Annotated in this window: 30 protein-coding genes; 2 read left to right on the top strand and 28 right to left on the bottom strand. The window is 32.6% G+C overall.

Going from position 1 to position 26,380, the window contains the following annotated elements; translation table 11 throughout:
- Positions 1 to 56: 56 nt before the first annotated feature.
- From KPF49_RS03625 to lepA, 8 genes are all read right to left on the bottom strand, one after another.
- The gene (locus tag KPF49_RS03625; protein WP_183675267.1) at positions 57 to 770 is read right to left on the bottom strand and encodes an RsmE family RNA methyltransferase; all 714 of its coding nucleotides are present in this window, start codon (positions 768 to 770) and stop codon (positions 57 to 59) included.
- Positions 771 to 775: 5 nt separating this feature from the next.
- Positions 776 to 1,708: a 50S ribosomal protein L11 methyltransferase gene (gene prmA, locus KPF49_RS03620; RefSeq protein ID WP_183675265.1), complete on the bottom strand. Its 933-nt coding sequence runs from the start codon at positions 1,706 to 1,708 to the stop codon at positions 776 to 778.
- A 2-nt stretch (positions 1,709 to 1,710) separates the two neighbouring features.
- Positions 1,711 to 2,847, bottom strand: a complete 1,137-nt coding sequence (gene dnaJ / locus KPF49_RS03615) for a molecular chaperone DnaJ (RefSeq protein WP_183675263.1) — start codon at positions 2,845 to 2,847, stop codon at positions 1,711 to 1,713.
- A gap of 82 nt (positions 2,848 to 2,929) precedes the next feature.
- On the bottom strand, positions 2,930 to 4,747 hold the full coding sequence (gene dnaK, locus KPF49_RS03610; protein ID WP_183675261.1) for a molecular chaperone DnaK: 1,818 nt from the start codon (positions 4,745 to 4,747) through the stop codon (positions 2,930 to 2,932).
- 48 nt (positions 4,748 to 4,795) lie between these two features.
- Positions 4,796 to 5,377, bottom strand: a complete 582-nt coding sequence (gene grpE, locus KPF49_RS03605) for a nucleotide exchange factor GrpE (RefSeq protein ID WP_183675259.1) — start codon at positions 5,375 to 5,377, stop codon at positions 4,796 to 4,798.
- Positions 5,378 to 5,380: 3 nt separating this feature from the next.
- On the bottom strand, positions 5,381 to 6,346 hold the full coding sequence (gene hrcA, locus KPF49_RS03600) for a heat-inducible transcriptional repressor HrcA (RefSeq protein ID WP_183675257.1): 966 nt from the start codon (positions 6,344 to 6,346) through the stop codon (positions 5,381 to 5,383).
- An 82-nt stretch (positions 6,347 to 6,428) separates the two neighbouring features.
- Entirely contained in the window at positions 6,429 to 7,547 is a 1,119-nt protein-coding gene (gene hemW / locus KPF49_RS03595; protein ID WP_183675255.1) for a radical SAM family heme chaperone HemW, read from the bottom strand.
- A 61-nt stretch (positions 7,548 to 7,608) separates the two neighbouring features.
- The gene (gene lepA / locus KPF49_RS03590) at positions 7,609 to 9,432 is read right to left on the bottom strand and encodes a translation elongation factor 4 (RefSeq protein ID WP_183675253.1); all 1,824 of its coding nucleotides are present in this window, start codon (positions 9,430 to 9,432) and stop codon (positions 7,609 to 7,611) included.
- Between the two features lie 164 nt (positions 9,433 to 9,596).
- Between lepA and rpsT the strand changes: the two genes are divergently transcribed.
- Complete coding sequence (rpsT, locus tag KPF49_RS03585; protein ID WP_183675251.1) at positions 9,597 to 9,839, top strand: 30S ribosomal protein S20; 243 nt, start codon at positions 9,597 to 9,599, stop codon at positions 9,837 to 9,839.
- A gap of 30 nt (positions 9,840 to 9,869) precedes the next feature.
- Here the strand turns inward: rpsT and holA are convergent, their stop codons facing one another.
- On the bottom strand, positions 9,870 to 10,859 hold the full coding sequence (gene holA / locus KPF49_RS03580; RefSeq protein WP_246562797.1) for a DNA polymerase III subunit delta: 990 nt from the start codon (positions 10,857 to 10,859) through the stop codon (positions 9,870 to 9,872).
- 57 nt (positions 10,860 to 10,916) lie between these two features.
- Between holA and KPF49_RS03575 the strand changes: the two genes are divergently transcribed.
- The gene (locus tag KPF49_RS03575) at positions 10,917 to 11,054 is read left to right on the top strand and encodes a YqzM family protein (RefSeq protein WP_183675248.1); all 138 of its coding nucleotides are present in this window, start codon (positions 10,917 to 10,919) and stop codon (positions 11,052 to 11,054) included.
- A gap of 23 nt (positions 11,055 to 11,077) precedes the next feature.
- Here KPF49_RS03575 and KPF49_RS03570 read toward each other — a convergent pair whose 3' ends face one another.
- The 19 genes from KPF49_RS03570 to alaS form a co-directional block, all read right to left on the bottom strand.
- Positions 11,078 to 13,207 (bottom strand): DNA internalization-related competence protein ComEC/Rec2, encoded by a 2,130-nt coding sequence (locus tag KPF49_RS03570; RefSeq protein ID WP_183675245.1) that lies wholly within the window; start codon positions 13,205 to 13,207, stop codon positions 11,078 to 11,080.
- Between the two features lie 74 nt (positions 13,208 to 13,281).
- Positions 13,282 to 13,746 (bottom strand): ComE operon protein 2, encoded by a 465-nt coding sequence (locus tag KPF49_RS03565; RefSeq protein WP_183675242.1) that lies wholly within the window; start codon positions 13,744 to 13,746, stop codon positions 13,282 to 13,284.
- Between the two features lie 10 nt (positions 13,747 to 13,756).
- Entirely contained in the window at positions 13,757 to 14,347 is a 591-nt protein-coding gene (locus KPF49_RS03560; protein ID WP_183675239.1) for a helix-hairpin-helix domain-containing protein, read from the bottom strand.
- A gap of 50 nt (positions 14,348 to 14,397) precedes the next feature.
- Positions 14,398 to 15,111 carry a class I SAM-dependent DNA methyltransferase gene (locus tag KPF49_RS03555; RefSeq protein ID WP_219490153.1) on the bottom strand — a complete coding sequence of 238 codons (714 nt, stop codon included), beginning with the start codon at positions 15,109 to 15,111 and terminating at the stop codon, positions 14,398 to 14,400.
- Positions 15,101 to 15,436, bottom strand: coding sequence for a ribosome silencing factor (gene rsfS / locus KPF49_RS03550; protein ID WP_183675235.1), 336 nt, complete (start codon positions 15,434 to 15,436; stop codon positions 15,101 to 15,103). Before rsfS ends, KPF49_RS03555 begins: the two co-directional genes overlap by 11 nt.
- 15 nt (positions 15,437 to 15,451) lie before the next feature.
- Positions 15,452 to 16,009: a bis(5'-nucleosyl)-tetraphosphatase (symmetrical) YqeK gene (gene yqeK / locus KPF49_RS03545; RefSeq protein WP_183675233.1), complete on the bottom strand. Its 558-nt coding sequence runs from the start codon at positions 16,007 to 16,009 to the stop codon at positions 15,452 to 15,454.
- The gene (gene nadD / locus KPF49_RS03540; RefSeq protein WP_183675232.1) at positions 16,002 to 16,565 is read right to left on the bottom strand and encodes a nicotinate (nicotinamide) nucleotide adenylyltransferase; all 564 of its coding nucleotides are present in this window, start codon (positions 16,563 to 16,565) and stop codon (positions 16,002 to 16,004) included. The genes yqeK and nadD overlap by 8 nt, the downstream gene beginning before the upstream one ends.
- Positions 16,562 to 16,855, bottom strand: a complete 294-nt coding sequence (yhbY, locus tag KPF49_RS03535) for a ribosome assembly RNA-binding protein YhbY (RefSeq protein ID WP_183675230.1) — start codon at positions 16,853 to 16,855, stop codon at positions 16,562 to 16,564. Before yhbY ends, nadD begins: the two co-directional genes overlap by 4 nt.
- Positions 16,852 to 17,649, bottom strand: coding sequence for a shikimate dehydrogenase (aroE, locus tag KPF49_RS03530; protein WP_183675227.1), 798 nt, complete (start codon positions 17,647 to 17,649; stop codon positions 16,852 to 16,854). Before aroE ends, yhbY begins: the two co-directional genes overlap by 4 nt.
- A gap of 1 nt (position 17,650) precedes the next feature.
- On the bottom strand, positions 17,651 to 18,754 hold the full coding sequence (yqeH, locus tag KPF49_RS03525) for a ribosome biogenesis GTPase YqeH (protein WP_183675224.1): 1,104 nt from the start codon (positions 18,752 to 18,754) through the stop codon (positions 17,651 to 17,653).
- Positions 18,754 to 19,284, bottom strand: coding sequence for a YqeG family HAD IIIA-type phosphatase (locus tag KPF49_RS03520; RefSeq protein ID WP_183675221.1), 531 nt, complete (start codon positions 19,282 to 19,284; stop codon positions 18,754 to 18,756). Before KPF49_RS03520 ends, yqeH begins: the two co-directional genes overlap by 1 nt.
- A 179-nt stretch (positions 19,285 to 19,463) precedes the next feature.
- Positions 19,464 to 20,162 (bottom strand): 5'-methylthioadenosine/adenosylhomocysteine nucleosidase, encoded by a 699-nt coding sequence (locus KPF49_RS03515; RefSeq protein WP_221265275.1) that lies wholly within the window; start codon positions 20,160 to 20,162, stop codon positions 19,464 to 19,466.
- Positions 20,155 to 20,634, bottom strand: coding sequence for a transcription elongation factor GreA (gene greA / locus KPF49_RS03510; RefSeq protein ID WP_183675218.1), 480 nt, complete (start codon positions 20,632 to 20,634; stop codon positions 20,155 to 20,157). Before greA ends, KPF49_RS03515 begins: the two co-directional genes overlap by 8 nt.
- 15 nt (positions 20,635 to 20,649) lie before the next feature.
- Positions 20,650 to 21,258 carry an O-methyltransferase gene (locus KPF49_RS03505; RefSeq protein WP_183675323.1) on the bottom strand — a complete coding sequence of 203 codons (609 nt, stop codon included), beginning with the start codon at positions 21,256 to 21,258 and terminating at the stop codon, positions 20,650 to 20,652.
- Between the two features lie 92 nt (positions 21,259 to 21,350).
- A complete protein-coding gene (gene mltG / locus KPF49_RS03500) occupies positions 21,351 to 22,475 on the bottom strand; it encodes an endolytic transglycosylase MltG (RefSeq protein ID WP_183675216.1) in 1,125 nt (374 codons plus the stop codon).
- A gap of 56 nt (positions 22,476 to 22,531) precedes the next feature.
- Positions 22,532 to 22,840 (bottom strand): DUF1292 domain-containing protein, encoded by a 309-nt coding sequence (locus KPF49_RS03495; RefSeq protein ID WP_183675213.1) that lies wholly within the window; start codon positions 22,838 to 22,840, stop codon positions 22,532 to 22,534.
- 12 nt (positions 22,841 to 22,852) lie between these two features.
- On the bottom strand, positions 22,853 to 23,275 hold the full coding sequence (gene ruvX, locus KPF49_RS03490) for a Holliday junction resolvase RuvX (protein ID WP_183675210.1): 423 nt from the start codon (positions 23,273 to 23,275) through the stop codon (positions 22,853 to 22,855).
- Positions 23,268 to 23,531, bottom strand: coding sequence for an IreB family regulatory phosphoprotein (locus KPF49_RS03485; RefSeq protein ID WP_183675207.1), 264 nt, complete (start codon positions 23,529 to 23,531; stop codon positions 23,268 to 23,270). Before KPF49_RS03485 ends, ruvX begins: the two co-directional genes overlap by 8 nt.
- A gap of 59 nt (positions 23,532 to 23,590) precedes the next feature.
- A complete protein-coding gene (gene alaS, locus KPF49_RS03480; RefSeq protein ID WP_183675204.1) occupies positions 23,591 to 26,218 on the bottom strand; it encodes an alanine--tRNA ligase in 2,628 nt (875 codons plus the stop codon).
- Between the last annotated feature and the right edge of the window lie 162 nt (positions 26,219 to 26,380).

Here is a 26,380-nt window from a genome sequence, read left to right as displayed (position 1 = left end):
AAATCTTTCTTTTACAAATAATCTTCAGTAAAGTTTAGCATACTGAATTTTTGGCTTCAATTATAGAAACTATCGATAATTGAAAGCATATAAAGCGGTGCTGTCTCAGCACGTAATATTCTACTTCCTAATTGAACTGTTGTAAATTCTTTATGAGAATTTACTTCATCTTCAGTAAGTCCACCTTCTGGTCCAAATATAATCGCAATTTTTTGATTGTCTATATGTAATTGATCTATGAACTTTTTACTTACATTTCCAGAAAGATTTTCGTAAGCAATATATACCGCGTCATATAATTTAAAGTCAATTTGCTTTAAATTATTTTCAAATATAATTGGTGGAATTTCGATACGTTTAGATTGTTCGCTCGCTTCTTTCACGATTTTTTCATAACGTGTTTTACGCTTTTCTTTTTTCTTATCATCCAGTTTAACAATCGAACGCTGACCATTATAAAAGATAAAACGACTTGCTCCAAGTTCCGTACATTTTTGAAGCATAAAATCGAGCTTATCACCTTTAAGAAATGGAGTAAATACAGTAACTTCAACATTAGATTGACTTGTTTTTAGCTGTTCGATAATTTTTAACGTAAAAGGAGCTTTATTTTCAATTAAAGCAATGAAGACATATTTTTCCTTATCGACAATTTCAAATTTGTCACCAACAGACATACGCATCACATTAAAAATGTGATGCGTGTCTATGTTTAAATCAGTATATGTTTCATTAATTTGTAGCACTTCATCTATAAAATATCTTTGCATTTCAATTATCCTTTTTGAGAAAGTATACTGACCCAGCCATTGTCTTCTAATACTTCTAATACAGTAAAACCTGTATTTTTAAGTTGACTTATGATTGAATCCTTCTTCTCTACTATTATACCACTAGCGATAAAGTGTCCACCGTTATTTAATACTCTATAAGAATCGTCAATCATTTCTTCAATTACATGGGCAAGGATATTTGCAATTACGACGTCATAGTAATTATTCTCATTTTTTAATAAGTCCGCTTTTCTTAAATCAACATTTTTCGTGTCATTTAGTTCAAAATTTTCTTTCGCAACTTTTAATGATAACGTGTCAATATCAGTAGCTGTTAAGTCTCTTGCACCCATTAAATATGAGCCAATTGTTAAAATTCCAGAACCTGTACCAACATCTATAATTTTTTGTTTTGGAGTTATTATTCGTTCAATAAACTTTAAACACATTGAAGTCGTCGGATGGTCTCCAGTACCAAATGCCATTCCTGGATCTAAACGAATTACCTTGTCAGAATCGTTGAATTCATAACCATCGATTTCCCAAGAAGGAACGATAACAAATTGATCTGATACTCTAAAACTATGGAAATATTTTTTCCATTCGTTTTCCCAATCACTTTCTTCAACTGTTTCAATTTTAACCTCAATACTATCCTGGTTAATTAATTCATCGTTAGAATTTATAAATTCATTAATTTCTTTAATCTTACTATCAACATCATCAGTCTCATCGTAATATACTGAAATTCTTATGTCAGTTTCAGGGTAATCATCCGGGTTTAAACGAAATTTTTCATGAAAGTCATCGATACTATCTTTCATTATGTCCATTGAATAGTCAACAGAAATTCCATTAGATATTTCTGTTAAAAAGAATGATAAAACATCCTCGTTTTCAATACTTGAAAATATCGATATCTTCGTCCACTTCATGATTAGTCTCCTTTAAAGAATCTACGTGCCTTATCAGTAAATGACTCATTAGATCCTCTTACTTTATTTCCGTTTAATTCAGCAAGTCTTTCAAATAGTTCTCTTTCTTCGTCTGAAAGTTTAGATGGTGTTTCAACGCGTATTGTAACGATTTGATCACCATAACCAAATCCGTTTACGTTTTTCACACCTTTTTCTCTTAGACGTAATTTACGTCCAGATTGTGTACCTGCTTTAATATCAAGCTCAACATCGCCATGTAACGTTGGTACTTGGATTTTATCACCTAAAGCTGCTTGAGAGAATGTAATTGATAGTTCATAGTGAATATCATCACCATCTCGAATGAATTCATTATCAGGTTTTACTCTAAATACGATGTACAGATCTCCTGCTGGTCCACCATTATATCCAGGTTCGCCGTAACCTTGAATACGTACTTGTTGTCCGTTATCAATACCTTCAGGAATTGTAACTTCGATTTCCACATCTTTTTGGACTGTCCCTTTACCATGACATTTGTCACAAGGTTGTTCGATTTCTTGACCTGTACCACCACATGTTGGGCATGTACGCTGTGTTCTAATTTTTCCAAATGGTGTATTTTGTTCAACGTTTACATGACCAGTTCCTGAACATGTTGAACATGTCTTTTTAGAAGTTCCTGGTTTGGCACCATTTCCATTACAAACATCACATTCAACTTCTTTAGTGATTGTTACAGTTTTCTTACCACCAAATACAGCTTCTCTAAAGTCTATCGTCATCGTGTATTGTAAGTCATCACCTTGGCGCGGCGCATTTGGATCTTGACGACGGCCACCACCGAAGAAACTAGAGAATATATCTTCAAATCCTCCGAAGCCGCTACCACCAAAATCGCTAAATCCTCCGCCACCAAAGCCACCAGTACCATCAAATGCACTGTGACCAAACTGGTCGTATTGACGACGCTTTTCGTCATCATATAGTACGTCATAAGCTTCTGTTACTTCCTTAAATTTTTCATCTGCACCCTCTTCTTTATTGATATCTGGGTGATATTTTTTAGAAAGCTTACGATACGCACGTTTAATTTCATCTTTCGTTGCGTCTTTATTAACACCTAGTATTTCATAATAATCTCTTTTATTAGCCACTTTTTCTCCTCCAACATACAAATATTACCATTTAAAAAAGTCAAAGCCAAATGCATTGGCTTTGACTTTGTGTCTATTTATATTACTTGTTGTCGTCGTCGTTAACTTCTTTGAAATCAGCATCTACAACGTCATCGTCAGCACCTTGAGTTGCATCACCTTGTTCTTGTTGCATTTCTTGGTACACTCTCATTGAAACTGCTTGAAGCTCTTGTTCTAATGCTTCTTTCTTAGTTTTAATATCATCTAAGTCGTTATTTTCAAGTGCTTTACTTAATGCTTCTTTCGCATCATTTACTTTAGATTTTTCATCTTCAGTTACTTTTTCACCAAACTCTTCTAAAGTTTTTTCACTTTGGAATACGAGTTGATCTGCTTCGTTTTTAAGATCTGCTTCTTCACGACGTTTTTTGTCTGATTCAGCATTTTCTTCAGCTTCTTTAATCATACGGTCAATATCATCGTCTGATAGGTTAGAAGATGCTTCAATCTTAATGCTTTGTTCTTTACCTGTACCAAGGTCTTTTGCTGATACATTTACGATACCGTTTTTGTCGATATCAAACGTAACTTCGATTTGAGGCACTCCACGAGGAGCTGCTGGAATATCTGTTAATTGGAAACGACCGAGTGTTTTGTTGTCTGCAGCCATTTCACGTTCACCTTGTAGTACATGAATGTCTACTGCTGGTTGATTATCTGCTGCTGTAGAGAACACTTGAGACTTACTTGTTGGAATTGTTGTATTTCTTTCAATAAGTACAGTGTTTACGCCACCCATTGTTTCAATACCTAATGAAAGTGGTGTAACGTCTAGTAATACAACATCTTTAACGTCTCCAGATAATACCCCACCTTGGATTGCAGCACCCATTGCTACAACTTCGTCTGGGTTTACTGAACGGTTAATATCTTTACCAGTTTCTTTTTTGATTGCTTCTTGAACAGCTGGAATTCTTGTAGAACCACCCACTAAGATTACTTCGTCAAGTTCTGAGAAGTCTAAACCAGCATCTTTAATCGCGTTACGTACTGGAACCATTGTTCTTTCAACTAGATCATGAGTTAATTCGTCGAATTTAGCACGTGATAAACTTGTTTCTAAGTGTAATGGACCAGCTTCTCCAGCACTAATGAATGGTAATGAAATTTGTGCTGATGAAACACCTGATAAGTCTTTTTTCGCTTTTTCAGCTGCATCTTTTAGGCGTTGCATTGCCATTTTATCTTGTGATAAGTCAATACCATTTTCTTTTTTGAAGATATCTACTAAGTAGTCGATGATTTTTTCGTCAAAGTCATCCCCACCGAGTTTGTTGTCACCACTTGTTGCAAGTACGTCGAATACTCCGTCACCAAGTTCTAAAATAGATACGTCAAACGTACCTCCACCTAAGTCAAATACGAGTACTTTTTCTTCCTCTTCTTCTTTATCTAAACCATATGCTAAAGCTGCTGCAGTAGGTTCGTTAATAATACGTTCTACTTCAAGACCAGCAATAGTACCAGCATTTTTAGTTGCTTGACGTTGTGAGTCATTAAAGTAAGCTGGAACTGTGATTACTGCGTGCGTTACTTTTTCACCTAAGTAGTTTTCTGCTGTTTCTTTTAAGTCTTGTAAAATCATTGCAGAAATTTCTTCTGGTGTATATGATTTACCAGCAACTTCTTCTTTATAGTCAGATCCCATATGACGTTTAACGCTCATTACAGTATCTTTGTTTGTAATTGCTTGACGTTTAGCAACTTCACCAACTTGTCTTTCACCATCTTTAAATGCAACAACTGATGGTGTTGTTCTGTTACCTTCACGGTTTGCAATTACTTTAGCTTCTCCGCCTTCTAATACTGAAACTACTGAGTTTGTTGTACCTAAGTCAATACCAATAATTTTAGCCATAATTCAAAATTCCTCCATTAAAATATCTATATTATATCTGTTATAAACTTATTCACTTACTTTAACCATGCTTGGTCGAATCACACGGTCTTTTAGTAAATATCCTTTTTGTAATTCTTCAATTACAATTCCAGCTTCAACGCCGTCTTTTGACTCAGCCATTACTGCTTGATGATAGTTCGGATCAAATGGTTCATCAAGTGCTTGAATCTGAGTAATGCCATTAACTTCCAGTTTATTAAGGAAATCTTTGTAAACCATTTCTACACCTTTATGAAGTGATTCAAATGATTCAGAGTCACCTGTTTCTTGAAGTGCACGCTCTAAATTATCTAAAACAGAAAGTAAGTCTGTCGCTAAGCTTTGATTTTTGTACTTATTATTTCTTTCTGCTTCTTCTCTCGAACGTCTTTTATAGTTTTCAAATTCTGCGTAAAGTTTTAAATACTTGTTCTCTTCTTTTTCAAGTTTTTCTTCCAGTAATTCAACTGGATCTTTTTCTTCTTCAACTTCTTCAGAGTTTGAATCTTCAATTGTTTCTTCTGTTTCTTCAGAAAGAGTGTTTTCTTCTTCTGTGTCTTCAGTTTCTTTTAATTCTTCTTCGTTTATAGTTTCATTCTTCTTTTCCACGCACTAACTCTCCTTTTGATTAAATGCATGTAGTAGCGAGATTATTTTTTGATACCCCATAAATTCTGAGCCGATAATCATTAGATTTAGAGTCACATCATTGTGTGTAAAGTTAGATGAAATAATAGATAACAACTGATAATTCGTATCAATTTCTTCACCAAATTTAACCTCTATACCATTACTCTTATTCGTTAAAATTGGTAATCTATTATTTTCTATATCGTTATATAACTGAGTTAATGTTTCAACGTCTCGTTCAAAATCTCTAAGTAAAAATCCGAGACCTGAATAAAATGAAACAGAATTTTCACTATTTAACTCATTCATATGATGAGACAGCATTTGAATGAAAGACCGCACCTCAGGTCTTTTATCACCTAAGTGAGTCATTATATTAACTGACTCATTGATCGAAGCATCCACAAGCAAGAAATTTAATTCTCTTGTTAACTCTTCTAAATCATTTTGAGTAATATCCTTAGACTTTTCAATCGTCACTTGCTTAACTGCTTCACTATCAAAAACGATGACTAGCAACACAAGTGTGTCTGAAATCGATGTAAGGTAAACACCTTTAACTACTTCTTTTTCATCTGTTAGTGTAACGTAAGTTAAATGCTGTGTTTTATTGCTAAGTGTTTGAGCAATACCTTGTCCTAAACGATTTAAGTTTGAATCATCAAAGTTAATATCAAAATCAAACTGTGACGGCACACTTTCAATTTCTTTACTAATATTATTAATATATTTTCTAAGACCTTTTCTTGATGGTATTCGTCCTGATGAAGTATGTGCTTTAGAAAGATATCCGAGATCTTCAAGCTCTGCCATTTCATTACGCACTGTTGCGCTTGATACATCTAGTGGATATTTTTCTAATAATCGTTTCGAACTAATCGGCATACTCACATTTAAAAAATCATCTACAATAAAATGAAGAATGATTTCTTGTCTATCTGTAAGCATCCTTTCACCTCGTTAGCACTCGTCATCAATCAGTGCTAACTATATAGTAAAACATAGGTCAAAGAATGTCAAGGCTTAAACTTTAATCAATTAAAAAGTCGATGAATACGTCATTCCCAACCACTTTACCTTGCTCTGTGAGTCTTAAATAGCCGTTTCTAATTTCAAGATTATTTGACGTTACATGTTTATCTATCACATTTTGATAAATATCAAACAAGCTGACACCATATTTTTCTTTAAATTGATTTATTCGTAATCCTTTATTTAACCTTAAGTTTAAAAACATCTCTTCTTCATACATTTCTTTCTTACTCAGTGTATGAATGTCTTTAACCGCATTCGTATCCTCTTTCATTCGATTGATGTAATGTGGGACAGGTTTAACATTAAAGTATCTTTGACCATTCACATAACCATGACTTCCTGCACCTGCACCGTAATACTCATTATTTTTCCAATACGTTTTATTATGTGATGATTCAAATTCAGGTTTTGATGAGAAGTTTGAAATTTCATATTGGTGATATCCAATATCTTTTAAACCTTGCATGACTCGGTGATACCTCTCACCTTCGACTTCACTACTCGCGATATTTAATTGGCCAGATTTAATCTTGTTATAAAAAATTGTGTGTTTTTCAATAATTAATGAATACCATGAAATATGTTTTGGCTTTAGTATTTGAATGTTTTTAAGAGAATCTTCAATATCTGACATCTCTTCGCCAGGTAAGTTGTACATTAAATCAATTGAATAATTATCGAGACCGATTTTTTCCATATGATTAATCGATGTATAAATATCATCAAAATTATGAGTTCTACCAAGCACTTCGAGTAACTTGTTATTAAATGTCTGTACACCTAAAGATACTCTATTCACACCATAATCTTTTAAAAGGCTGATCTTTTCTGTAGTAAGTTCGTCAGGGTTTGCTTCAAACGTATATTCATCACTTACATTAAAATTTTCTTTAATATATTTTAATAACTTTTCAAGCTGATTCATATTTAATGCTGTCGGTGTTCCTCCACCGACGTATATTGTTTTTAAATTTTTATCTTCTAGAAAACTTAATTCTTTAATGAGCATATCGACATATTCATCCACTGGCTGATTTTTAATTAAAAACTTATTAAAGTCACAATATGCACAAATTCTATTACAAAATGGGATGTGTATATATAAACTATCCATAATTTCGCCCCTTAATAAAAAATGAGAAATCATTATTCATGATTTCTCATTAAATTAATTATTAATCTTCATCCATTCTGAGAACTGCAAGGAAAGCTTCTTGAGGGATTTCAACTGATCCAACAGCTTTCATTTTCTTTTTACCTTCTTTTTGTTTCTCTAATAACTTACGTTTACGAGAAATGTCCCCACCGTAACATTTCGCAAGTACGTTTTTACCGACTGAGCGAATGTTCGTACGAGAAATAATTTTATTTCCAATTGCTGCTTGTACTGGGACTTCAAACTGTTGACGTGGTATTAATTCTTTTAGTTTACTTACTAATGCACGTCCTCTTTCATACGCAAAATCTCTATGCACAATTAAACTTAATGCATCGACCACTTCATTATTTAATAAAATGTCCATTTTAACTAAGCGTGATTCTTTATAGCCGATCATTTCATAATCTAGTGATGCATAACCTTTAGTATGAGATTTTAAAGTATCAAAGAAATCAAAGACGATTTCAGATAATGGAATCTCATATTTAATATTCACTCGAATATCATCTAAATAATCCATTGTAATAAAGTTCCCACGATTCTTTTGACATAACTCCATGACTGGACCGACATAGTCACTTGGCACCATAATTTGTGCTTCTACGAACGGCTCTTCAATATAGTCAATAAGATCTGGGCTAGGCATTTGTGACGGATTGTCGACGTTTAATACTTCACCGTCAGTTGTATGCACTTTATAAATTACTGATGGCGCTGTAGCAATTAAATCGATACCAAATTCACGCTCTAGGCGCTCTTGGATAATTTCCATATGAAGCATCCCTAAAAATCCTGTACGATAACCAAAACCTAGAGCTTGAGAAGATTCAGCTTCAAACTCTAATGCTGAGTCGTTTAGTTGTAATCGTTCTAACGCTTCACGTAAATCAACATAATCACCTGAATCAATTGGATAAAGTCCACAGTAGACCATTGGATTCATACGCTTATATCCAGGTAATGGTGTGTCAGTTGGATTATCAGCATGTGTAATCGTATCACCAACACGTGCATCAGACACAGATTTAACTTGAGCTGCTAGAAACCCTACGTCTCCAACTGTTAGTTCATCCACTGCCATTGGTGCAGGGGTATGAATTCCAACTTCAGTGACTTCAAATTCCGTACCTGTTTGCATCATTCGGATTTTATCTCCAACTTTGACAGTACCATCAATGACACGAATTGATGAAATCGCACCTCGGTACTGATCATATTCTGAATCAAAGATTAACGCTTTTAACGGTGCACTTGGGTCACCTTCAGGTGCCGGCACTGTTTCTACAATACTTTCTAAAATTTCGTCGATACCAATGTCAGATTTTGCCGATGCAAATACCGCATCATCTTTATCTAACCCAATTACATCTTCAACTTCCTCTGCAACACGTTCTGGATCTGCTGCAGGTAAATCTATTTTGTTTACAACTGGTACTAATTCTAAATCATTATCAAGAGCAAGGTATACGTTCGCAAGCGTTTGTGCTTCGATACCTTGTGCCGCATCAACTACTAAAATTGCACCTTCACATGCTGCAAGTGAACGTGACACTTCATATGAGAAGTCTACGTGTCCTGGTGTATCTATAAGATGGAATATGTACTCTTCACCATTTGGTCTTGTATACTTTAACTGTACAGCATTTAATTTAATCGTAATTCCGCGCTCTTGTTCTAGATCCATTGCATCTAACAGTCTGTCGGACATATCACGCGCTGCCACAGATTCAGTATGCTCAAGTAATCTATCTGCTAAAGAAGATTTACCGTGATCGATATGAGCTATAATAGAAAAGTTTCTAATTTTCTTTTGTCTCTCAATACGCTGTTTATCGTTCATAAATATATCCAACACCTTTTCATACAATTGTACTAATTATATCAACTTCGACATGATTCATCAATTGATTTTAAAGCTATACATTGCATTATACGAACAATTTTGATAAAATGTTTTTTGTTGCAATCAAAGTTGTACAACTTTTAATCTCTGGAGGTGCAAATATGGCTAACATTAAATCAGCAATTAAACGTGTTAAAACAACACAAGTAAAATCAGAGCGTAACTTCTCTCAGAAAAACGAAATGCGTACTGCTGTTAAACACGCATTAGAAGCTAAAGAGAATGGCGCTGAAAACACAGAAGAATTAGTGAACAAAGCAATTCGCTTAGTTGACAAAGCTTCTCAGAAAAACTTACTACACAAAAACAAAGCAAGTCGTTTAAAATCAAAACTTGCTAAATAATAAAGAACTTCCTTTACAGGAAGTTCTTTTTTATATCTTATTAATGAATATTTCAAATAGTGCTTCACTATCTAAATATGTCGATTTTAACTCATAATCCATATCTCTAATGACGACCATCTTTTTTAATAAATTGTCTAACGAATATCGACTGACTGCACTGAGTGCTAACTTTACTCTATAAGGATGGACTTTTAGTTGTTTTGCGATTTCATCTTGTCGAAGTCCTTCACTAGACAAAATTTTCGTCTGATAATATAAGCGAAACTGCGATGATATTAAACCAAGTAATTTAATCGGTTCCTCTTTTTGTAATATTAAATCTCTAAATGTCTCTACCGCTTCTTGCTTTTGATTTTTTAAAATTAAATCGGTCAATGAAAATACGTTTGCTTCTAGACTTTTACTAACGATATCATCGATGTCTGTGATTGTAATTTCATTTTCAACGTATAACGTTAACTTTTCTAATTCACTTTTAACACGTGAATAATCCGCATCTGTTCGTTTAATTAACTCCTCGACAGCATCATTTGAAATATGAACACTTTCTTTTGAAGCACTGTCAAAAATATAATCTCTTAACTCTCTTTCATTCATTGCTTCAATTTCAATGACTTTACCATTTTTCTTCATTGTTTTTGTTAGTTTTTTACGACTGTCGAGCTTTTCACTATTTGCAACAAATATAAGTAATGTGTCGTCATTTTTTTCTTCTAAATATTCAATTAAAAGATTGATGTTATGATCAACATTTGTTCTTTTCTTTTCAGACGTAAAAGAAAATGTATCATTTACAATAACGACTTTACGGTCAGATAAAAACGGAAGTGTTAAACACTCTTCAATAATCATCTCAACCGGTGTATCGATATAATCAAATACAATTCTATTGAACTCATCAATTTCTTTTAAATATTGTCTGGTTAATTCATTAACTTTTTCGTCAATACGAATTCTATTCTCTCCATAAATTAAGTAGAGTGTATTCATTAAATCACCGTTCTTATTATAATTCACTATAGATTTTTCCTTAACTCTATTCTATACTATAAGTAAGTCGTAGGGGGTTATGTCATGAATAAATTTGAAAAAAATGTACAGTCTAAAAATAACGACGTAATCGATTCAGGACTTGCATTTCTTGTAGGAATATTAGGTTTTACAGCAATCTACGTTATTGCGCAAGTCTTCGATATCGTTTCAACACTTTAAGAGCTATATTTATTAGCTCTTTTTTATTTGTAACATTTACTCTCTTGTTTTTGTAATTTTGTTCTCACACAGTAATACTCTTTTTTAAATGTAATTTCAACCATCCCGGTGTACTGTGTATTTAATATTTTCTTATCGTTTTCTATTAACCGTTCAATCACTTCTTTATGTGGGTGACCATATCTGTTATTGACTCCACTTGATACTAATGCTAAATGAAACGGATACTCAGCTAATTCCACACTTGTACTCGTGTTTGATCCGTGGTGACCAATCTTTACAACATCTATATTTTCTACTTTTTTTAAGATTTCTTTTTCATATTCTAAACTTATATCTCCGAGCATTAAAATGTTATTATTTAATAGTGATATATCTAAAACAATTGATTGATCATTAGAATTATTTACATTATCGATGTTATTTACATTTTTCAATTGCATCCGTTTAAAATTTAACTCATCGACTTCTGTAGAGAATATAATATTCGTATTATTAAACTGATTTAAAAACTCATCCGATATTTTCTCATCTAGTGGATTTATATATAAGTTTTTTATATTTAATTTATCGTTAATATGTAATGCTTCACCCATATGATCGTTATCCATATGACTAATTACGAGTAAGTCTATCGTTTTAATACCCGATTCTTTTAAATATGGTAACACCGTCTTCTCTGATAACGGTAGTTCATAATCATTTCTATAGAATTTACCTCCGGTATCAACGAGTACTGTTTGATCGTACTTCTCGTCAATTATTAAAAACGCATCTCCTTGTCCAACGTCTACCATGACAAGTTTAATATCATTGCTCAATTTAAGTGATGATAAAAATATAGCAATAATAAATATAAAAGTAACTAAAATAATATGTGAAAATCTTTTAGTAAGTATAACCCTAATTAATATATAACTTAAAATAATGAATATTACGATATAATACGCACTTATATTTTGAATCGTGAATCTATGTTCAATAATCTGACCTAAAAATAAAATAATTTTATGATTGAGTACAAATATTATATTTAGACTTTCATCTAAAAACTTAGGAAAATACGTAAAGAGAGAAACATTATAAATAAGGACTGCAGGAAATATAACACAACTAAATACAGGACTAAATAATATATTCATGACAATTCCGCTAATTGAAATTTCGTTAAAGTGAAAAATTATTAATACGATTGTACATATTTCACAAATAACAGTTACTATTAAAATTTGTAATAATGATGATTTCTCTTTAAAAAAGTCTCGACTTAAAATGATAATGAATGTCGTCACATAGGATAACTGAAAGCCTGCGTGGAATATAATATAAGGATTTATAATAAATTGAACAATTGCTGTAGCACTTATTACGGCTAAGTACGGTCGTTTATTAAAAAAGCTTGCAGTAATAAGAAGTATCGCCATTAACACTGCACGAAGTACGCTTGGAGAAAATACGTTCATCAGTAAAAATAAAATTAAAATAATGATTGTAATCATCTTTACATACTCAATTGGTATCCTAAGCTTTGAGAATACAAACATTAAAATCATCGTAATATATGCGACATGAGTTCCTGAAATAACATATAAATGATAAATTCCGAGCTTTTGGAGTGCTGAAAAGAATTCATTACTTAGCGTCATCTTATTACCAATAGAAAGCATTAGTATATCTCCTATGTAATTATAACTACTACTATTTAATACTTTCTTCGTGTACGTATATTTTAATTCATTTATTTTCATTAAGATTGATAGCGGTTGCTTCTCACAGATTAAAGAACTGTCGATGTATATATTGCCACTTGTTTTTGATATTTTCATTGATAGCTGCTGATTTCGCTTTATAAAATTTCTCTCTTTATCTGGCACAGTTACTTTAAAATTACCTTTACAGAGTGTACCAATCGGTAAATGTGTATCATCATTTAAATAAACATTAAATTTTTCTTTATTATTTTTACCCACATACTGAATCGAATCATTATAGTACTTATAATCATAAATTAAAAAATGATCAACTGTTCTCTCGTTAAATTGATTTCTGTCATTATAAAAGTAACTACTCGAAATAAGTAATGCGATAAATAAGATACTTATTTTATATAAACTTATCTTTTTGACAATAGAGATATACGTAATTATGACCATAAAAAATAACCCTAGTAGTGGTATTTTAATTAATAAAGCTCCACTTACTAAGGTTAAAAATAATAAAAATAAAATCATAGCATTAACTTTAAATAGTCCGTAATCTTATCAACATCAAGATCAACTTGACTATAATTCACACCTGTTTTTTTAAGCAATTCTATTGCATACGGATGGTTTTTATATGATTCTCTATAGTAAATATTTTTAATTCCTGCTTGGATAAGTGCTTTAGTACAATGTACACACGGAAAGTGTGTCACATAAACAGAAGCACCCTCAGTTGATACCCCGTTTTTTGAGCACTGTAGTAAAGCATTTACCTCGGCATGAATCGTACGTATACAATGTCCATCTTCTAAGTAACATCCAACATCAATACAGTGATCCTCTCCACTTACAGAACCGTTATAACCACCTGCGATAATACGATTATCTTTTACGATTGTTGCGCCAACATTTAAACGTTCACACGTTGAACGAAGCGCAAGTAGCATCGCCTGAGCCATAAAATACTCGTGCCAATTAATTCGCTCCATGATTCCACCTCTAGATTTCAATATGTTCTTGTAAATTTTCAAATGTTTTCTGACCAATACCTGGTATGTTCATTAAATCTTCTTTTTTATTGAACAAGCCATTTTCTTCACGATACTCTATAATCGTTTCAGCTTTCTTTTCTCCAACACCATTTAAACGCATTAACTCATCTTTAGTCGCAGTATTAATATTGACAACGATTTTATCACTAGTTTCGCTTTCTTTAACGTCAACCACTTCACCTTTCACTGGAACATACACACTTTTTTCATCGTGAAGTTTTTCTGATTGGTTAATCGAGTTTAAATCAGCGTTTGGAAGCGGGTCTCCTAAAATAATTAAATCTTTAATTCTCGCATCTTTAGAAATTTTATAGACATCTGAATGTTTCACCGCGCCTTTAATTTCAACGTAAATATACGCGTTATCTATTACTTCTTCAATCTCTTCGTTTGCACTAACGGAGTTATTTACCTCAACTGGTTCAGTATATTCAATATCATCCGTCGTTTTAAAAAATATTGCAATCAAAAAGATACATAGTATACCTAATACACTACTTAAAAGAATTGTTTTATATTTAAAAAATAATTCAGCCATATCGACACCTCTTTACATACATATGCTGTCAAATGCTGAATTATCTTTTTTTATTTTTTTGCAATATAAAATGTACGCTCAGAGTACTCTCTAATTTCTCCGTCAGGATCAAAATCACTAAATGTTTTAAGAAGCGTAAAATCAAATGATTCTAATACATTTAATACAGTTTTATGTGGGAATGTTTTTTGATAATGTGTCTCAAAATAACGATTATACGTATCATCATCATTTTTAATGAAAAACGTCAATTCATGATATAGTGATAATTCATCATCTTTAAATGTATTCCAAATATAGACGAAATCATCACTCTCATCACTAAACATTTCACCTTCAATTAGAGCATTTACTTTGCTTTCACTATGAATATCAAAGATAAACACCCCGTCATCATTTAAATGATTGTACACATTTTTTATAACTTTTTTAAAAGTATCAAAATCTTCAACGTAGTTTAAGACATCAACTGTAGCGATTATTAAATCAAATTGTTCATTTAACTGAAAGTCTGTCATGTCTTTTACGTAATAATCACTTGTAGAATCACCATTTTTTGCGATTTCAATCATCGTTTCTGAATTATCGACACCAATTTTTTTATCGGCTTTTAATTGCTTTAATATTTCACCTGTACCACAACCTATATCTAATATCGACGTTTCTTTATTATACGGGTGTATAATATCTAACCATAAACTATACGGTATATCATAATTCATTGCATCATATAAGTAGCTAAACGCCTCGTATTTAGAGCTCAACCGCTTCACCATCATAGTAAAGGCGTTCTAAATTATAATATTCACGCTCTACTTTAGTAAATATATGTGCAACAACGTCACCAAGATCGATTAAAATCCATTGACCTTCACGTGCACCTTCTACTGATACATTTAATCCTTTATCTTCAGCAAGATCTTCTAACGCTCTAGCAATCGCTTTTACTTGACGGTCTGACGTTCCATGACAAATTAAAATATAATCTGCAATCGTGCTTGACTCTCTAACATCAAACACTCGAATATCTTCTGCACGTTTACCATCAACTGATTCCACTGCTAAATCTAATAATGCTTTACTTTCCAAATTATCCATCCTTTTTTAATTATAATAGTTATAACATTTAAACGTTTCACTAAATATTTTTACATTTTTACTGATTAAAAATGTAATATTTCGTTTTGAAATTTCATAAACTGCTTGGTCTAAATTCTCTTCTTTAAATATGATATTACGTATATCTTCAACACCTGGTATATCTCTACCAGGTTCAATATAGTCTGCAACAAATATAATTTTTTCGATTAAGCCCATGCCCGCTCGACCAGAGGTATGGTTTTTAATTGCGAAGAGTATTTCTTTATCATTAATATAAAACTCTTTTTTCATAATCGCTGCCGCAGCTGGACCATGTAGTATCGCATTACCATAGTCTAAATACTCTTCACTAAATGCTGATTCTTTAATAATTTGTTTCATGTCATTATCATTATCATATTTACAGTAATCATGTAGCACCCCTGCGAGGTAACTTTTATCTTTATCTGCATTAAAAATTTCTGCCATCTTTACAGCAGTTTCAGCAACTCTCACTGAATGGTCAAAGCGTTTTTTAGGTAATTTCTCTTCAACGACTTTTTTTGCTTCTATACTATTCATACAGTCCGTGCTCCTCTATATAGTGATAGACATCTTTATGAACAAAATGATTATAATAATCATCATTTAAAATGCGTTTACGAATTTCACTTGAACTCACTTCAAATATTGGTACTTCCGCAGTTAAAAATGGGGCAGTAATCTTTAAATCATTCGTAGATCTTTTAAGAACAATAAAATGCACCATATCTAACAAGTCTTCGTAACGATACCAACGATCAAAAGCAGTAAACTGATCTTCACCCATAATAAAGTAGAGTTCATCATCTTTATATTTTTCTTTTAAAAATCTAATCGTATGATAAGTGTAACTTTTACCTTTATTTTTTAATTCATAATCATCAATAGATGTAAAGCTTAAATCTTTTGTCGCAAGCTCAATCATTTTTAAACGATGTGCTTCACTTACTGGTAGTTCAGTTTTATGCGGTGATTGAAATGCCGGTACGATTAAGACATGATCTAAATTAAATGAACGTTTCGCTTCAGTGATTAAATTTATATGTCCTAAGTGGACTGGATTTAAAGTCCCCCCAAAAACACCGATTTTGCTCATGGAAGTTCAATTTCTTTATGTTCTTTGTTTTCTTTGTATAACACGATAATACTCCCAATAATTTGAACAACAGTTGAGTTTGTACCCTCACTTACTTTAAGTGCAACTTCATCTTTACTTTCAATACTATTTTGTAGCACAGAAATTTTTAATAATTCATGTGTATCAAAATAATCGATAATTTGATTGTTAAATTCCTCAGTAACTCCGTGTTTACCCACTTGGAATACGGGCTTTAAATCGTGTGCTAACTTTCTTAAATATCTTTTTTGTTTACCTGTTAATGTCATTCATGACTCTCCTCTAAAAATTGTTTTAACGTCGACTTTACAGCTTCTTTATTTCCAGCTTTACCCGTCCAAATTTCATATGATAACATCGCTTGGTTAACGAGCATATCTAGTCCATTTATACTTTTATTAAAATGCGCCATAAATGGTGTAACCGCTGGATTGTAAATGAGGTCATATCCAACTGTATCTGTTAAATTACTTAGTAAATCGAGTTTAAATACTTTAAACGGATCTTCATTATTTAACCCAAGTGGTGTTGCGTTAATAACAATATCGAATTCACCACCATCAAACTGATCAATTGTTATTGCATTAAACTTTTTATTTTTAAAAGTTTCAAAACTTTCTTTACGTCTCGCAACTATTGTCACATTTGATCCGAGTTCTTGATGTGCAAGCAAGACAGCTTTTGCTGCACCCCCTGCACCTAAAATAAGTACTTTTTCATAGGTAAAGTGATTATCAATAATCGTTTTTTTATAACCAGAAACATCTGTATTATACCCATATAACTTATCATCCACTCGTTTGACAGTATTGACTGCTTGAATAGTTCTTCCGTGCCCATTCACATAATCTAAGTACTGGATAATCGTTTCTTTATGAGGTACTGTGACGTTAATTCCTTGAAGACTGTTCTCATTCATAATATTACGAATATTAGATAGTGATTCCGGTGTGACTTCAAGTTTATCGTAAAAAAGATTATCCCTGTTTAACTTAAAATTCGTATTATGAATTAATGGAGAATACGTATGTTTAATTGGATGTCCGATGACAGCATAATCCATTTTATTTCTCCTTAAAAACTGTTTGTCTTGCAATAACTTTAACTCCTTTAGGAACAGTGACTTTCACAGTAATGTCTTTATCTACCGTAATAAAACATAATCCACTGACTAAAATATCACTTCTGACATCTGTTTGAAACGTATATGTTTCAGCATCATCAATTAAAATGCGTTTCGTAAGTTCTGGTGGTGCGAGCAAACCGTTATAGTGCTTTTCATAAAAGTCTCTCGCATTATTTAACTTCGTACGGTGGACGTTAAGTCTATCACTTCTATAAATTGTAAAACTTGAGCGATCACCAGACACAAAATCAAGTTGTGCTAAATTTGATACGAAAAGAGTTTGACCTTCATCCAGTTGATAAGTGAGAGGTTTAATCTCTTTTCTCGGCATAATATATTTGACGTCATCTAAAGATAAAATATTACTCATTTGGCTTTTAGAGATAACCCCTGGTGTATCGTACATAAACTGATTTTCACCAAGTGGGATATCAATCATTCCAAGCGTTGTACCTGGAATATTTGAAGTTGTAATCACTTCTTTTTCACCTGTCGTTGCTTCAATTAACTTATTAATTAACGTCGATTTACCAACATTTGTCGTCCCTACTATATATACGTCTTTACCTTCACTGTGCGCGTTAATTGTATCAACTAATTCATTAAGTCCAAAACCTTTACTCGCTGATACAACAACTGTTTCATTTGCGATGATTCCTTCATCTCTAAGCATTTTTTTAAGACGATTCAACAAACGGCTAATATTTGTAGATTTTGGGAGTAAATCAATTTTATTTACAGCGACAATCACTTTCTTATTTCCAACAATGCGGTTAAATGACGGTATAATACTACCTTCAAAATCAAAGACATCAATAACTTTTACAATGAGACCGTCTTTTTCATAAATCGAATTTAACATCGTCATAAATTCTCCCGATTCAACGTTAACATCAGGTGTTTCATTGTAATTTTTTAGACGAAAACATCTTTGACAAATTACGTCTTCTTCGTGAATTCGACTACTCGGTACATATCCGCTTTCGTTTTTATCTTCAGACTGTAGAACGGCACCGCAGCCAACACATTTATATTCCGTCATTAACCATTCCTCCATTTTAATAAATCTTGATCGCCTAGCATAATCATAATCTTACGTTCTAATAAACGATTAAATCGTGTGATTGGTAAATCTTTTTCTTTTATTGGTAATACTAAAATACTATCAATCCTTGTTCTATTTGCACCAAAAACGTCTGTCATTAATTGATCACCAATCATGACAACCTCTTTTTTACTTACACCAAGCATCGTAATGCCTCTATGGAAACCTCTCATTGCAGGTTTTCTAGCAGTATAAATATAGTCTATTCCTAAATTTTTTGAAAAACGGTCAACCCTTGGTCGCTTACCGTTTGATAAAATTAACACTTGAATTTTAGCTTTTTTTAATTTTTCAATCCATTCGATAACCTCATCATTTGAATCTGGATCATCAAATGCTACGAGCGTATTATCTAAATCAATCATCACTGCATTTTTATTATGTGATTTTAAATATTCCGGTGAGATATCAGTAAAGTGATTTATATAATCACTCGGTAAAAAATACTTTTTTAATAAACGTTTCATATTATTAACCTCTTAAATTTTAAAAATAAAAAGCGCCCAAAAAATTAGGCGCCAAATAAATTATTCTTCAATTCCACGTGTTTGTTCAACTTCAGTTTCTTTGTAAATGAAGAAACCAACAATTGCTGTTACTACTAGAGCAAAAACCATAAGAAATAGCATTACTATACCCCTCCGAATTACAGTTCTTTCAATACTAATTTTACAGTGTTAGATGAGTGAATACAAGCTTTTCTAAGAAACTCGTCGTAGTTCATATCTGCTGAGCCGTCTGCTTTATCACTCATTGAACGTAAAATTAAGTAAGGTGTTTTAAATTGGTAACACGTCTGTGCGATCGCTGCTGATTCCATATCAACTGCTTTCGCATCTTTAAATGTGTTTAAAATAATGTGTTTTTTCTCATCAGTATCGATAAACTGATCACCACTAACGACTTCACCAACAGTGTATTTTACTTTGTCGTAAGCTTCAAGTGCATCTTTTGCAGCTTCAATTAGATCAGCTTCAGCATCATAATTTAACGGCATTGATGGCACCTGACCGATATCATAACCAAATGTCGTCGCTTCAACATCATGATGCACGGTATGACTACTAATAACCATATCTAATATATTTAATTCCTTAGTTAGACTACCGGCAACACCAGTATTAATTACACTGTCCACTTTAAACTCATTAATGAGAAGTGTTGTTATAATTGACGCGTTTACTTTACCGATTCCACTTTCAACAAGAACAATATTTTTATTTTCTAGCGTACCTTCATAGAATTCAACATGAGCGATATTTACAGTATGTTTGATATCCATGTCGCTTTTAAGAATTTCAACTTCTGGTCGCATTGCACCGATAATTCCAATTATATTAGTCAATTTTAACGATTTTCACTTTCATTTCATTTCCATTTGGAAGTGGAACATTGACTTCTTGTTTAAGTTTTGCACCGATTAACGCTTCAGCAATTGGTGATTCGTTAGAAATTTTACCTTCAAATGGATCTGCTTCTGCTGAACCAACAATTTTATATGTTTCTTCAGGTCCATCTGGTAATTCTTGGAACGTGATTGTTTTACCGATTTGAACTACAGTATTATCAACGTTTTCTTCAATAATTTTTGCGTAACGAATCATCTCTTCATTTTTAGAAATTTCTTGTTCAACGAATCCTTGCTCGTCTTTTGCTGCATCATATTCAGAGTTCTCAGAAAGGTCTCCGAAACTACGTGCAACTTTTATTTTTTCTACCACTTCTGGTCGCTTAACTGTTTTTAAGTAATCTAGTTCTTCTACTAACTTGTCAAAACCTTCTTGTGTCATTGGGTATTCTTTATTATTTATATCCATTATTTCTTCACTCCGTTATTTATTAATAATTAATAATCCATCACCAATATTTAAAAATGATGCGGATGGATAGTTTTCATATATATATTCATTAAATTTCTGAACTTTATCTCGTAGCTTAATTCTGTTTTTACTTTCCAGATTGTTATCGACAATTTGTCCACGTAAAAGAATATTATCTACGACGACGATACCATCTTCACTTAATAGCTGGCTAAACTTTTCAAAGAAGAGAAGATTATTTCCCTTAGATGCATCGATAAACACTAAATCAAAAGTATCATTAATTTCTACTTCTTTCGCATCACCAAGAATTTGTGTCACTCTTTCTGAAACGTTATATGCTTTAAAGTTATTTTTTGCTATATTATAAGACTCTTCGTTTTTTTCAATTGTCGTTAACGTAACATCTTCATTTACGTTTAACATATGGAGACCACTATAGCCAATAGCTGTACCAATTTCTAATATGTTTTTACTTTTTGTGAGTTGAATAATCTGCTTTAAAAAAGTTAATGCGTCACTGTCAATAATTGGCACTCGATGATCAACAGCATATTCAAACACTTCCTGAAATACTTCTTTTTTTGTATTTAATTGTCTTAAATAATCCTCTATTTTCATATTTTCACCACAAAAATATACAACCGGCATAGAATGCCAGTTGTAGATAATAGTTAGATACTAACATAAACCTTTAATAAATGAAAGCGAAATCAGTCACTTTCTATATACTTTTCTCTGTTTTTTTGATGTTCTTCATACGTTTCAGCAAAGTGGTTCTTACCGTCTTTATCTGCTAAGAAATAGAAGTAATCTGTATTTGCTGGGTTTAAGATACTTTGTACTGATTCAGGACCAGGTGACGCGATTGGACCAGGTGTTAATCCTTTATGAATATACGTATTAAATGGATCTTCCACTTCTAAATCTTCATATAAAACGACGTCTTTATGAATTCCTTTAGCATATAAAACTGTCGGATCTGTCTGCAGTGGCATTGAAGGATTTTCAGCGAGACGATTTAAAAAGACGCTCGTAATTTTCGCACGGTCTGCAAGACTTGTTGCTTCTTTTTCAACTAATGAGGCAAATGTTAAAAACTCGTGGAATGAAAATTCTTTTTCTTCATCTTCAATCGTTGCCGTATAATCGCCAGAGTTATATAAGCTAAACGAATTTGCTCTCGTTGCATCTAACATTTGACGAACAATTTCATTTAAGTCTGGTTGCTCTTTTGTAATATCATATGTTGCTGGATATAAATAACCTTCTAACGGATACTTAATATCATCAGCAAATATTTCATCTGATAACATATCTGGATAATCCTCTTGTAACTCTTTTAAATATTCTTCATCTTGAACAAGTTCAATAAAATCATCTTTATTGACAGGGAGTACCTCTTCAAGTAAATCGCCAATTTCATCGACAGTATACCCTTCAGGCACTGTTAATTTATAAAACACTTCTTCATATAAAACACCTGTTTCAAGTGTTTTTGAGATTGTTTCATAATCCATAGAAGGTGATAACTCAAATTGTCCCGCTTGGTATTCTGAAATACTATTTAAACGTAAATACAGCTGGAATAGCGTGCTATTTTTAATAATCCCCTCATCTTCTAACAATTGACTCACGTCACTTGAAGATGCACCTGTTGGAACCTCTACTTGTACAACTTTCGATGAATCTTCGTCTAGAGGTTTCATACCTTGCTTAATGTAAAACACACTAAAAAGTGTACCAATGATTATAAGTAGTACAATAATAAGTACGATAAATACCGAAATGTAGCTTGAAACGTTTTTAGAGAACTTTAAATCATCATTATTTGGCATAATTTCTCCTTATTTTCAAAAAATTGCTTCCGGCAATACCGGAAGCAATCTTTCAATTATTCTTCAACTTCATCAAAGTTTGTGTTTACTATTTCTTCAATCATATCCCATTCTTCATCTGAAGTAACTGGTGAGAACTTCATGTTTTCCTCATCTTCAAGTTCTTCAACAATCATTGGGATTAAATCAATTTGCTCTTCGTCGTCATCTGAGTTGAAATTACTTTCCTCAGCTAAAATAACGTAGTGCTTATTGAACCCTGGGTGTTCAAACTCTAATAATTTTCTGTAGAGTGTTTCATTACCTTCTTCATCGAAGAGTGTTAATAATTCTTCTTCTTGATTTAATTCAAATTCTTCTGACATCAAAATTCTCCTTTAATTAAACCGATCTAGATAGCCCTGCAAAATAAACACAGCTGCCATTTTATCGATTACTTTACTTCTTTTCTTTCTAGATAAATCAGCTTCTAACAATGTTCTTTCAGCTGCCATCGTGCTTAAACGCTCATCCCATAATTCAATTTTAATTGAAGGAAATCTTTCTTTTAATTTCTCTGAAAAATAAATTGAACGTTCTCCACTTTCACCAACTGAATTATTCATATGTTTTGGTAAACCAACGACAACCGTAGATACATTCTCTTTTTCTATAATTTTTACTAATTCCTCAATTTTAAAATCATCTTTTTCAGAATTAATTTTAAGAGTTGTTAGTCCTTGAGCTGTCCAACCAAGGCTATCACTTATTGCAACGCCAATTGTTTTAGTACCTACATCAAGTCCAAGTGTCTTATTCATTGAGTTCACGTGTCACGTAACTTTTCACAAGAACTTCCATAATCTCATCACGTTCAATGTGACGAATTTGATTTCTCGCTTCATTATGGCGCGGAATAAATGCCGGATCCCCACTTTGTAGGTATCCTACAATTTGGTTTACAGGATTGTAGCCGCGTTCTTCAAGTGTTTTGTATACATTTGAAAGTACGTTTTTAACATTTTCATTCGTTGCGTCTTCAATATTAAACTTCATTGTCTTATTTAAGTTATCCATGTATAACACTCCTCGACTACTTAGGTTAGATAGAAACATTATAACAAACTTTTAAATTATTAAAAACTATTAAGATAATCCTTAACAAACTGTAACGCTTCAGACATATTTTTAACATCTGTACCGCCACCTTGAGCCATATCTGGACGTCCACCACCTTTACCATCGACCGCTTCAGCCATTTTCTTGATTATATCTCCAGCTTTTACAATTTTTGTTTGTGCTTTCGGTACTGTGACAATCATCGATACTTTGTCATCAATATTAGAGATAAGTGCGATAATACTTTCTTGATTTTTAGATTTAACTATATCCATTGTCTCTCTTAATTCTTTAACACTATCTACTTTTACTTCAGTTGCGATTAAATTAAAGTCATTTATTTTGAACGTATCATCACTTAAATCAGATAATGCATCTTGTTGAAGTTCTGCTTTTAGAGATTTTACTTCTTTTTCAAGTTGTTTTTTCTCTTCAATTAAATTCTCAACTTTAGAAACTGTATTGTCCGCTTTTGCTTTAACAAGATAGTTTACAGATTCAACAGTTTCATTTTTTTCTTCATAATATTTCACTGCATATTTTGATGTAACTGCTTCAATACGTCTTACACCTGCACCAATTCCACTTTCAGAAACAATTTTAAATAGACCAATTTCAGCTGTATTTTTAACGTGGATACCCCCACATAATTCAACTGAGTATTCATCTATATCTACAACTCTTACTACATCTCCATATTTTTCACCGAATAATGCCATTGCACCTTTACGTTTCGCATCCTCGATTGGCATTTCTTCAATCACTACTTGAAGTGATTCAAATATCTTTTTATTTACGATACGCTCTATTTCTTTAATTTCATCCTCTTTTAAACCTTCTAAATGTGTAAAGTCAAAACGTAATCGTTCTTTTTCAACAAGAGATCCTGCCTGGTTTGCATGACTTCCAACAACATCTTTAAGTGCTTGGTGCAGTAAGTGAGTTGCCGTATGGTTTTTAATGATAAATAAACGGCTCTCTCGATTTACTTCTAATGTGTAATCTTCATCAATTTGAATGACACCTTCTAACACTTTTACTGTATGAATATTTTGGCCGTTCGGTCCTTTATAGACATTTGTCACTTCCATTTTACCGTGATCATTATAGATAATTCCTTTATCTGCAACTTGACCACCACTTACAGCATAAAATGGTGTTTTATCGAAAATGACATCGACATAATCAGTGCCATCATAACTATCGAGTGTTTCTTCATTGTTAACGATATAGAGTAGTTTAGAATTTTCTTTTAAGCTATTATAACCAGTAAAAATGCTATCTTTCGTTAACTTTTGATACGTTTCGGATTGAACATTCATAGAATCTGATGATTTACGTGCTGCACGTGCACGTTCTCTTTGAAGTTCCATTTCATCTTTAAATCCTTCAAGATCTACAGTAAGCCCATCTTCTTCAGCATATTCAGTCGTCATCTCTACAGGGAATCCGAATGTGTCATATAATTTAAATGCATCTTTACCACTAATGACTTTGTCTTCTTTTAAAGCTTTTTCTTTAACATTCTTATAGATTTCAAGTCCCTCATCTAACGTTTGAAGGAATCTCGCTTCTTCTTGTTCGATTACTTTTTTAATAAAGTCTTTGTTTTCATCGATTTCTTTATAGAATTCGTTCATAACGTCATTAACGACGTCAACTAACGTGTAAAGGAAAGTGCCATTAATACCGAGTTCTTTAACATAACGCGTTGCACGGCGGATGAGACGTCTTAACACATAACCTCTACCCTCGTTACCTGGAAGTGCACCGTCACCAATTGCAAAAGCAACTGTACGAATATGGTCACTGATCACTTTAAATGCTACGTCATCTTTGTCATTATCACGGTATTTCTTGTTAGATTTTTTCTCAACTTCTTCAATAATTGGGATGAAAACATCTGTATCAAAGTTTGTTGGTACGTCTTGAATCACACTTGATAATCTTTCAAGCCCTAAACCAGTATCAATATTTTGTTTAGGAAGTGGTGTGTAGGTATGATCACTGTTATGGTTAAATTCAGAGAATACTAAATTCCAAATTTCTAAATAGCGCTCATTTTCTCCGCCTGGATACATTTCTTCACGTGGTGTATCACCCTCATAGGATTCACCTCTATCGTAGAAAATCTCAGTGTTTGGACCACATGGCCCTTCTCCGATATCCCAGAAGTTTCCTTCTATACGAATAATACGATTTTCTTCAATACCAATATCATCTTTCCAAATATGATAAGATTCATCATCTTCAGGGTGAATTGTGACATACAGTTTTTCCTCTTCAAAATTTAACCATTTCTCACTCGTTAAAAATTCCCATGCAAATTCAATCGCTTCTTCTTTAAAATAGTCACCGATTGAAAAGTTGCCGAGCATCTCAAAAAACGTATGGTGTCTTGCTGTAAATCCGACGTTTTCAATATCGTTTGTACGGATTGATTTTTGTGCGTTCGCAATTCTTGGATTGTCTGGGTTTTCTGTTCCGTCAAAATATTTCTTTAATGTCGCCACTCCTGAGTTAATCCATAATAGTGTGTCGTCATTTACAGGGATTAAACTTCTACTTGGTTCGATACTATGTCCTTTAGATTTAAAAAAATCTAAAAACATTTGACGCAGTTCGTTTGTCGATACTTTTTTCATTAATATTCCTCCTAAAATAAAAAATAGAATTCACCCTTATAAAAAGGGGCGAATTCTATCCGCGGTACCACCCATGTTATGAATGTTATTCATCACTTTAAATTTATTAAAATTTATGCACATTTTTGTCGATGCATTGCTCTCATCTACCGCAATGTTTCT

Source organism: Nosocomiicoccus ampullae (assembly GCF_019357495.1).
Taxonomy (GTDB): domain Bacteria; phylum Bacillota; class Bacilli; order Staphylococcales; family Salinicoccaceae; genus Nosocomiicoccus; species Nosocomiicoccus ampullae.
This window is presented reverse-complemented; position numbering and strand designations above follow the sequence as displayed.

Coding starts and splice junctions, on each gene's coding strand:
- ruvX (WP_183675210.1), bottom strand. CDS start 23,275: ATGAATAAGACACTTGGACTTGATGTAGGTACTAAAACAATTGGCGTT.
- lepA (WP_183675253.1), bottom strand. CDS start 9,432: ATGAACGATAAACAGCGTATTGAGAGACAAAAGAAAATTAGAAACTTT.
- yqeK (WP_183675233.1), bottom strand. CDS start 16,009: ATGAATAGTATAGAAGCAAAAAAAGTCGTTGAAGAGAAATTACCTAAA.
- hrcA (WP_183675257.1), bottom strand. CDS start 6,346: ATGCTTACAGATAGACAAGAAATCATTCTTCATTTTATTGTAGATGAT.
- KPF49_RS03560 (WP_183675239.1), bottom strand. CDS start 14,347: ATGGCTGAATTATTTTTTAAATATAAAACAATTCTTTTAAGTAGTGTA.
- greA (WP_183675218.1), bottom strand. CDS start 20,634: ATGGATATAAATAATAAAGAATACCCAATGACACAAGAAGGTTTTGAC.
- alaS (WP_183675204.1), bottom strand. CDS start 26,218: ATGAAAAAAGTATCGACAAACGAACTGCGTCAAATGTTTTTAGATTTT.
- KPF49_RS03520 (WP_183675221.1), bottom strand. CDS start 19,284: ATGAAACGTTTATTAAAAAAGTATTTTTTACCGAGTGATTATATAAAT.
- rpsT (WP_183675251.1), top strand. CDS start 9,597: ATGGCTAACATTAAATCAGCAATTAAACGTGTTAAAACAACACAAGTA.
- KPF49_RS03625 (WP_183675267.1), bottom strand. CDS start 770: ATGCAAAGATATTTTATAGATGAAGTGCTACAAATTAATGAAACATAT.
- hemW (WP_183675255.1), bottom strand. CDS start 7,547: ATGGATAGTTTATATATACACATCCCATTTTGTAATAGAATTTGTGCA.
- KPF49_RS03505 (WP_183675323.1), bottom strand. CDS start 21,258: ATGAAAATAGAGGATTATTTAAGACAATTAAATACAAAAAAAGAAGTA.
- prmA (WP_183675265.1), bottom strand. CDS start 1,708: ATGAAGTGGACGAAGATATCGATATTTTCAAGTATTGAAAACGAGGAT.
- aroE (WP_183675227.1), bottom strand. CDS start 17,649: ATGGATTATGCTGTCATCGGACATCCAATTAAACATACGTATTCTCCA.
- KPF49_RS03570 (WP_183675245.1), bottom strand. CDS start 13,207: ATGGTCATAATTACGTATATCTCTATTGTCAAAAAGATAAGTTTATAT.
- KPF49_RS03485 (WP_183675207.1), bottom strand. CDS start 23,531: ATGGATAACTTAAATAAGACAATGAAGTTTAATATTGAAGACGCAACG.
- KPF49_RS03575 (WP_183675248.1), top strand. CDS start 10,917: ATGAATAAATTTGAAAAAAATGTACAGTCTAAAAATAACGACGTAATC.
- dnaK (WP_183675261.1), bottom strand. CDS start 4,747: ATGGCTAAAATTATTGGTATTGACTTAGGTACAACAAACTCAGTAGTT.
- nadD (WP_183675232.1), bottom strand. CDS start 16,565: ATGAGCAAAATCGGTGTTTTTGGGGGGACTTTAAATCCAGTCCACTTA.
- yqeH (WP_183675224.1), bottom strand. CDS start 18,754: ATGACGGAATATAAATGTGTTGGCTGCGGTGCCGTTCTACAGTCTGAA.
- KPF49_RS03495 (WP_183675213.1), bottom strand. CDS start 22,840: ATGTCAGAAGAATTTGAATTAAATCAAGAAGAAGAATTATTAACACTC.
- yhbY (WP_183675230.1), bottom strand. CDS start 16,855: ATGACATTAACAGGTAAACAAAAAAGATATTTAAGAAAGTTAGCACAC.
- mltG (WP_183675216.1), bottom strand. CDS start 22,475: ATGCCAAATAATGATGATTTAAAGTTCTCTAAAAACGTTTCAAGCTAC.
- KPF49_RS03565 (WP_183675242.1), bottom strand. CDS start 13,746: ATGGAGCGAATTAATTGGCACGAGTATTTTATGGCTCAGGCGATGCTA.